The organism is Streptomyces sp. NPDC093109, assembly GCF_040701725.1.
GTDB lineage: Bacteria > Actinomycetota > Actinomycetes > Streptomycetales > Streptomycetaceae > Streptomyces.
Genome location: NZ_JBFBEZ010000065.1, coordinates 26,123 through 32,893 on the forward strand (window position 1 = coordinate 26,123; position 6,771 = coordinate 32,893).

At 71.9% G+C, this 6,771-nt stretch carries 6 protein-coding genes; 1 reads left to right on the forward strand and 5 read right to left on the reverse strand.

Annotated features, from left to right (window positions below; all coding sequences use genetic code 11):
- Positions 1 to 65: 65 nt before the first annotated feature.
- The 3 genes from AB0389_RS35725 to AB0389_RS35735 all read right to left on the reverse strand — a co-directional run bounded on the left by AB0389_RS35725 (position 66) and on the right by AB0389_RS35735 (position 2,969).
- A complete protein-coding gene (locus AB0389_RS35725) occupies positions 66 to 653 on the reverse strand; it encodes a histidine phosphatase family protein (RefSeq protein WP_366399734.1) in 588 nt (195 codons plus the stop codon).
- A gap of 67 nt (positions 654 to 720) precedes the next feature.
- A complete protein-coding gene (locus AB0389_RS35730; protein ID WP_366399735.1) occupies positions 721 to 2,346 on the reverse strand; it encodes a pyruvate, phosphate dikinase in 1,626 nt (541 codons plus the stop codon).
- Positions 2,343 to 2,969 carry a transcriptional regulator gene (locus tag AB0389_RS35735; RefSeq protein WP_366399736.1) on the reverse strand — a complete coding sequence of 209 codons (627 nt, stop codon included), beginning with the start codon at positions 2,967 to 2,969 and terminating at the stop codon, positions 2,343 to 2,345. The genes AB0389_RS35730 and AB0389_RS35735 overlap by 4 nt, the downstream gene beginning before the upstream one ends.
- A 98-nt stretch (positions 2,970 to 3,067) precedes the next feature.
- Between AB0389_RS35735 and AB0389_RS35740 the strand changes: the two genes are divergently transcribed.
- Positions 3,068 to 4,174, forward strand: a complete 1,107-nt coding sequence (locus tag AB0389_RS35740) for a TetR/AcrR family transcriptional regulator (protein WP_366399737.1) — start codon at positions 3,068 to 3,070, stop codon at positions 4,172 to 4,174.
- Positions 4,175 to 4,272: 98 nt separating this feature from the next.
- Here the strand turns inward: AB0389_RS35740 and AB0389_RS35745 are convergent, their stop codons facing one another.
- Together AB0389_RS35745 and serA are read right to left on the reverse strand one after the other, a co-directional pair.
- Positions 4,273 to 4,815: a DapH/DapD/GlmU-related protein gene (locus AB0389_RS35745; RefSeq protein ID WP_366399740.1), complete on the reverse strand. Its 543-nt coding sequence runs from the start codon at positions 4,813 to 4,815 to the stop codon at positions 4,273 to 4,275.
- Between the two features lie 104 nt (positions 4,816 to 4,919).
- Positions 4,920 to 6,512, reverse strand: a complete 1,593-nt coding sequence (gene serA, locus AB0389_RS35750) for a phosphoglycerate dehydrogenase (RefSeq protein ID WP_366399738.1) — start codon at positions 6,510 to 6,512, stop codon at positions 4,920 to 4,922.
- Between the last annotated feature and the right edge of the window lie 259 nt (positions 6,513 to 6,771).

Consider the following 6,771-nt stretch of genomic DNA (forward strand, 5'->3'; position numbering starts at 1 on the left):
CGGGCCACGGTCAGTAACGATCTCCGTCGGTCGCCACGGAGCACGCCGGGGTCCGGGGCGGCTTCTCACGGCCTGGTGCCCGCCGCGAAGCCCGTCCATCGCAGATCGGCCGGCAGGTGGCCCATGTCGTTGTACATCAGCACCGTCGGCGCCGTGCCGTCGCGGTACTCGATCGCCGTGATCGCCGCGTTGCCGCAGTTCAGCCCGAGCCACCGCTCCGGTGGCGCGCCGAGGGCGTGCCGAACCAGCCAGGCCACCGGATAGGCGTGCGTGATCAGGACCTCATGGGTCTCGGTCTCGGCGGGGCGCGCGAACCTGGCGGTCAGCGCGCCGGAGCGGCGTTCCGCCTCCGCGGCCTCCTCGGCCCCGTACCCGTCGAAGAACGGCGCCCGGTCCCGCGGCACTTCGTCCGGTACGTGCGGTACGTGGTCGATCAGCTCGGGCGCTTCCCGCACCGCGGCCTCCGGCAGGTGCCCGCCGACGATCCGCGCGCACCGCGCCGCCCTCGGGAGGGGCGAGTGCCACACCACGTCGACAGGAAGACCGGCCAGACGCCGCCCGACCAGTTCCGACTGCCGCTGCCCGACGTCGGTCAGTTCGCCGAACGGGTCGGCCGCTCCGTGCCTCACCAGGTACACGTGCCGTGTTGCCATCACCGATCTCCTCGCGGGACAGGCTTGTGGTCGACGAGTTGTGCGTTGCTCTCCGGCTCGCCGCACGTCAGCGGCGAAGCAGGACGGCACGGGCCGCTTCGAGCCGCCGGGATTCCCCTCGTTCCGAGCGGTCGCCCGAGATGTCGTCGGCCCAGCCGAGCAGTCGGTGAAGGTGGTCGTCGGCCGCGTCCGTGACGACGCGGGGGGTGCCAAGGGCGACTTCGCCACTGGTTCCGTCGATGGTGACGAGGGTGCCCTCGCCGACGGTGCGACCGCCGACCGTCATCGAGCCGCCGCCGGTGTCGACGGTGAGGCCGCCGACGCCCACGACCGCGGGTTTCGACATGGCTCGTGCGACCACCGCGGCGTGGCTGGCCGGCCCGCCGCGCGCGGTGACGATTCCGGCGGCGGCGGCCAGGCCGTGCATGTCGTCGGGGGAGGTCTCCGGGCGTACGAGGATGACGGGGAAGTCCCGGGCCATGCGTACGGCTCCGTCCGGCGTGGTCGCCACTCTGCCGGCCGCGACGCCGGGGCACGCGCCGATCCCCCGGGCGAGGATGTCCGTCTCGCCGGATGCCGCGATGCGCGGCGTGCGGACGTGCCTGAGGTGCTGCGGCGAGATCCTGAGCAGCGCCTCATGGCGCCCGATGACCCGCTCGTCGACGAGTTCGGTGGCTACGCGGACCGCGGCAGCGCCGACGAACCGGCCGGGCCTGACCTGGAGGAACCACAGCTCGCCGGAGTGAAACGTGAACTCGACGTAGCAGGCGTCACGGTGGTGTCCTTCGATCCGGTCCAGCGCGTCGAGCAGCTCCCGCCACACGGCGGGCTCCCGCTCGGCGAGTTCGCGCAGCGGCCGGGTGGCCGATCTGCCGGCGACCAGGTCCTCCCCCTGGCGCCCGAAGAGGACTTCGCCGTACGGGACGTTCTCGCCGGTGTTGGGGTCGCGGCTGAAGGCGACTCCGGTGCCGCTGTGCCCGTCGCGGTTCCCGAAGACCATCGTCTGGACGATCACCGCTGTGCCGAGGCCGTGCGGGATGTCGTTCAGCGCGCGGTAGGTCCGTGCGCGGGGTGTGTTCCAGGAGGAGAACACTGCCTCGACCGCCCACTCCAGCTGGCGGGCCGCGTCGTCCGGGACGGGCCGGCCGCACCGTTCCCGTACGAGGTTCCCGACTGCCCGCGCCGCGTCACGCAGGTGCGCTTCCCCGCCTTCGTCCACCGGCACGGGATCTCCTCCCCGGGCGGTCCCCGCACCGTCCGCGTCCGTGACCGCGGCGGCGAAGGTCGACAGGAAGCGCAGCCGCGAGTCCAGTGCGAACGGCCGGTTGCCCGTCTCGGCGGCCAGGCCGGCGGTGGCTGCGGTCGTGAGGCCCAGGTTGAGGATCGTGTTCATCATGCCGGGCATCGACACCTTGGCCCCGGAACGGACAGCCACCGCCAGCGGCTTCCGCGCGCCGCCGAAAGCACGCCCGGTGGAGCGTTCGAGGCCGCCGACGGCCGTCGCCAGCTCGGCCCGAAGTCCCTCGGGGAGACGCCCTTCCCGCAGGTAGGCGCGGCATGCCTCGGTGGTGACGGCGAAGCCGGCCGGCACCCGTAGCCCGAGACGGTGCAGGAGGACGAGGCCACGCACCTTGCCGCCCAGCGTCTCCGCCCCCTCCTCGGTCTCGGCGGAGATCGTACGGATCCATCTCATCGCGGTATCCCCAGGGTGGCGAGCAGGTCTTCGTGCAGCTCCGCCCAGACGGTGTGGTACGACGCGGTGCTGTCGGTCACGTACTCCAGCGCGCCGGCGGCGGCCTGTTCGAGGGCACCGGCGAGACGGACGCGGTAGCGGCCGAACCGGGGCAGTGCCGCGGCGAGTTCGGCGCAGACGGCGGCGGCACGGCGGTCCAGGTCGGCGAACCGGTCGAGGACCCGGCTGTCGTAGGCGGCGTCTCCGTGGTCGTTGACGCTCACGACGCCGTCGACGGTGCGCAGTTGCCATGCCCGGCAGAGGTCGAGCAGCTCCGGGTTGAGCGCGAGAAAGCGGTGGTACGCCGCCGTCACGGCCCGGCGGGCGGCGGCCGACTCCAGCTCGCCGGTGATCCGTTCGGCGTCCGCGACGCGACCGGCCTCCGTGAGCCACCAGCCCGACATGGGGCCGGGTGTGTACGTGACGAGTCCGGCGGCACCGAGATCGATCAGCTCGGACTCGACATCGAACGCGTCGAGACCTGTGACCAGATGGAGGCGGGCGGGACCGGCGGCGCCGGCGCAGCGCAGGGCGTGCAGCACCAGCAGGCCGGGGTCCGCCGTTCGGGTTTCTGGCCGGTTCATGTCCTGCCCCTCCTCGTTCCGATGCTCATGTCATCCAGATATCCTCAACATCTGAATGTTGGCAGTATTATGGCACGCCGGAAGCGGAAGGGGACACGATGGTGAGACTGACCCGTGCACAGCAGCAGGAGCGGACCCGGGCGGCGGTACTGGTCGCGGCCCGGGAGGAGTTCGCCGAGTACGGCTACGGCGAGGCCAGGATCGACCGGATGGCCGAGCGGGCCGAGCTGACCAGGGGCGCGGTCTACTCGAACTTCGCCGGCAAGCGCGCGCTGTATCTCGCGGTGCTCGCCGACTCCGTCGAACGGGCCTGGATCTCCGCCGAACCGCCGGTGCGGTCACCCGATTCCACGGGGCGGGCCCTGGGTGCCTTCGCCAGAGTCTGGCTCGAACGGCTGCCCCTCACCGGCGATACCCCGGGGAGCGGTCATCTTCAGCTGCGTTCACTGTCCGGAGTGCTGGACACCGAGCCGGCCAGGACCGCGCTGGCGGAACTCTTCCGGTTCGAGGCCCTGCTGCTCGCCCTGGCGCTGGAGCCGCGCACCGCCGTACGCCGCTCGACGGTACGGCTGGCCGAGCTGGCGCTGACCCTGCTCAACGGAGCGGCCGGGCTCGCGGAGAACGCCCCGGGGGTCAGCGATCCGTTCGACCTGGCGCGCGCCGCGGAACACCTGGCCGGCATCGCCCTCCTCGACGAGGGGGCACCGGCTCACCTGCCCTTCGTCGCTCCGGCACGGCCGGTGGAAGACCCGTGGGCGGCGCCCCTCGGACTGCGCGACGAGATCACCGGGAGCCGCGTCGACCTCGGCGCCGACGGTGTGGTGGTCGTCCTGGGCGTCGGGCGGCTGTCGGCGGCCGAGGAGGCGGTGTCCGCGGCGCGGCTGCGTGACGAGGTGACGTTCGTCGTCGTGACGAGCGATCCCGCCGAGACCGGCCGACTGGCCCGGCTCCGGATCGTCGATCTCGTCGGCTCGCTGCGGCGGGTGTTCGCGGCCGGGGAACTGCCCCGGCCGCGCGTCGTGTTCGACGACGGTGGCGCGGTGACGACGGCCCTCGGCCGTAAGCCGTCCGGCGACCCCACCGACGACGTCACCGAGGTGGCGGTCCGGGTGCGCGACGGGCTCATCGTGGCCCGCGCGGAAGGGCGTGGCGCGGGCCACGCAGTGGCCACCCACACCGCCCCCGAAAAACCGTCGGCAGCGTGACGGCGTGCGTCAGGAAGGACCTGCGGACGAGGTGTGACGGGCCGGCACCCGCACCCCGAACGCGGCGCCCGCACCCGGTGCGGTCAGGGGCGAAGCCGTCACCACCGCCGGTTCACGGTCGCCTTGCCGCCGGTCACCAGACTGGCCGGCGGTACGTCGTCGGCCACGACCGCGCCGGCGGCGATCACGGCGTCCCGGCCGATGGTGACGCCGGGAAGGATCGTGGCACCGGCGCCGATCCACACGTTCTCCGCCACATCGATGGGCGCGCCGGTCAGCCAACCCCGCCGCTCCTCGGGGTCGACCGGGTGGCCGACGGTGATGAACGTGACCTTGGGGGCGACCATCACGCCTTCGCCGAGCCGGATGCCCGCGTGGTCCAGGAACGTGCAGTTCTGGTTGATGAACACGCGTTCGGCGAGGTCGAGGCGGAGGCCGTGGTCCGTGTAGAAGGGCGGATAGATCGTGGTGCGCGCCGGCAGCGGCCTGCCGAGGATCTGCTCGAACAGCTCCGCCTTTCCGGCCTCGTCCTCGAAGGGCAGGACGTTCAGGCGCGAGGTGAGCGCGGTGACCCGCAGGACCCGCTCGGCCATGGCCCGGAACTCGGGGCTGTGGATACGCAGGAAACGGTCGTCGGACATGCCGCGGTCCTTGTCTGTGGTGGGCATACGGAGTCTGTGGCGGGCATACGGAAGGGGCCCGGCGTCGCCGCCGGGCCCCTCACCTGCGTATCAATGCGATGGGATCAGTCGGTCAGGTTCACCGAGCGGGCCGAGGCCGCGCCGATCTCGTCGGAGATCTCCGCGAGAACCGTCTGCGGCACGGTGTCGTCGACGGTGAGGACGACCAGTGCCTCGCCGCCCTCCTCCGCGCGCGCGACCTGCATACCGGCGATGTTGAGACCGGCCTCGCCGAGGATCCGGCCGACGGTGCCGACCACGCCGGGGCGGTCCTCGTAGCGCAGCACGACCATGTGGTCGGCCAGCGCCAGCTCCACGTCGTACGCGCCGATCGCGACGATCTTCAGCAGGTGCTTGGGGCCGGCCAGCGTGCCGGAGACCGAGACCTCCTCGCCGCTGGAGAGCGTGCCGCGCACGGTGACCACGTTGCGGTGGTTCGGGGACTCGCTGGAGGTGGTCAGCCGGACCTCGACACCGCGCTCCTGCGCGAAGAGCGGGGCGTTGACGTACGAGACGGTCTCGGCGACGACGTCCTCGAACACGCCCTTGAGCGCGGAGAGTTCGAGCACCTTCACATCGTGCTGGGTGATCTCGCCGTACACCTCGACATCGAGCCGGGCCGCGACCTCGCCCGCGAGGGCGGTGAAGATCCGGCCGAGCTTCTCGGCGAGCGGCAGACCGGGGCGTACGTCCTCGGCGATGACTCCGCCCTGGACGTTGACCGCGTCGGGGACGAGCTCACCGGCGAGGGCCAGCCGTACCGAGCGGGCGACGGCGATGCCGGCCTTCTCCTGCGCCTCGTCGGTGGACGCGCCGAGGTGCGGGGTGCAGACGACCTGGTCGAACTGGAAGAGCGGGGAGTCCGTGCAGGGCTCCTTCGTGTACACGTCGAGTCCGGCGCCGGCGACCCGGCCCTCCTTCAGCGCGGAGGCGAGCGCCTCTTCGTCCACGATCCCGCCGCGCGCGGCGTTGACGATCCGGACGGACGGCTTGACCTTGTGCAGCGCCTCGTCACCGATCAGACCGAGGGTCTCGGGCGTCTTGGGGAGGTGCACGGTGATGAAGTCGGAGACTTCGAGCAGCTCGTCGAGGGTCAGCAGCTTGACGCCCATCTGGGCGGCGCGGGCCGGCTGTACGTAGGGGTCGTACGCGACGATCTTCATGCCGAAGGCCGACATGCGCTGCGCGACGAGCACGCCGATGCGGCCGAGGCCGACGACGCCGAGCGTCTTCTCGCTCAGCTCGACGCCCGTGTACTTGGAGCGCTTCCACTCGCCGTTCTTGAGCGCGGTGTTCGCCTGCGGGATGTTGCGCGCGGTGGCGACCAGCAGACCGCAGGCCAGCTCGGCGGCGGTGACGATGTTGGAGGTCGGCGCGTTGACGACCATCACGCCGGCCTTGGTGGCGGCGGAGACATCGACGTTGTCCAGGCCGACCCCGGCGCGGGCCACGACCCGCAGCTTCTTGGCCGCGGCGATGGCCTCGGCGTCGACCTTGGTCGCGGAGCGGACGAGAATCGCGTCCACGTCGGCGATGGCGGGCAGCAGCTCCGCACGGTCGGCGCCGTTGCAGTGCCGGATCTCGAAATCCGGACCGAGCGCGTCGACGGTGGCGGGCGAAAGCTCTTCAGCGATGAGTACGACAGGTTTCGAGCTCACGTGAGTCCTCACAAGTCCCATTGCGGACGGCCGTCCCGACGGCCGCATGCGGTGGAGGGGTCCTAGGGCGTGACGCGCCCTAACCGCGTGAAAGACGCACGACGCTGTGGGCCTGACGCGTATGTGTTGAGCAGTGTAGTGCTGCCCACGGGCTCTTTCTCCGCCCGTGCGGCAGGTATCACTCGTACGTGCGGCCCGGCGTCGGCGCCGGTACGGGCGGCCCCCGGGCGGGGGGGGAGTCAGGCGGGGCCGGGGGGCC

Excerpts from the sequence above, each read along its gene's own strand:
- AB0389_RS35735 (WP_366399736.1), bottom strand. The coding sequence starts at position 2,969 with ATGAACCGGCCAGAAACCCGAACGGCGGACCCCGGCCTGCTGGTGCTG.
- AB0389_RS35740 (WP_366399737.1), top strand. The coding sequence starts at position 3,068 with ATGGTGAGACTGACCCGTGCACAGCAGCAGGAGCGGACCCGGGCGGCG.
- AB0389_RS35725 (WP_366399734.1), bottom strand. The coding sequence starts at position 653 with ATGGCAACACGGCACGTGTACCTGGTGAGGCACGGAGCGGCCGACCCG.
- AB0389_RS35745 (WP_366399740.1), bottom strand. The coding sequence starts at position 4,815 with ATGTCCGACGACCGTTTCCTGCGTATCCACAGCCCCGAGTTCCGGGCC.
- AB0389_RS35730 (WP_366399735.1), bottom strand. The coding sequence starts at position 2,346 with ATGAGATGGATCCGTACGATCTCCGCCGAGACCGAGGAGGGGGCGGAG.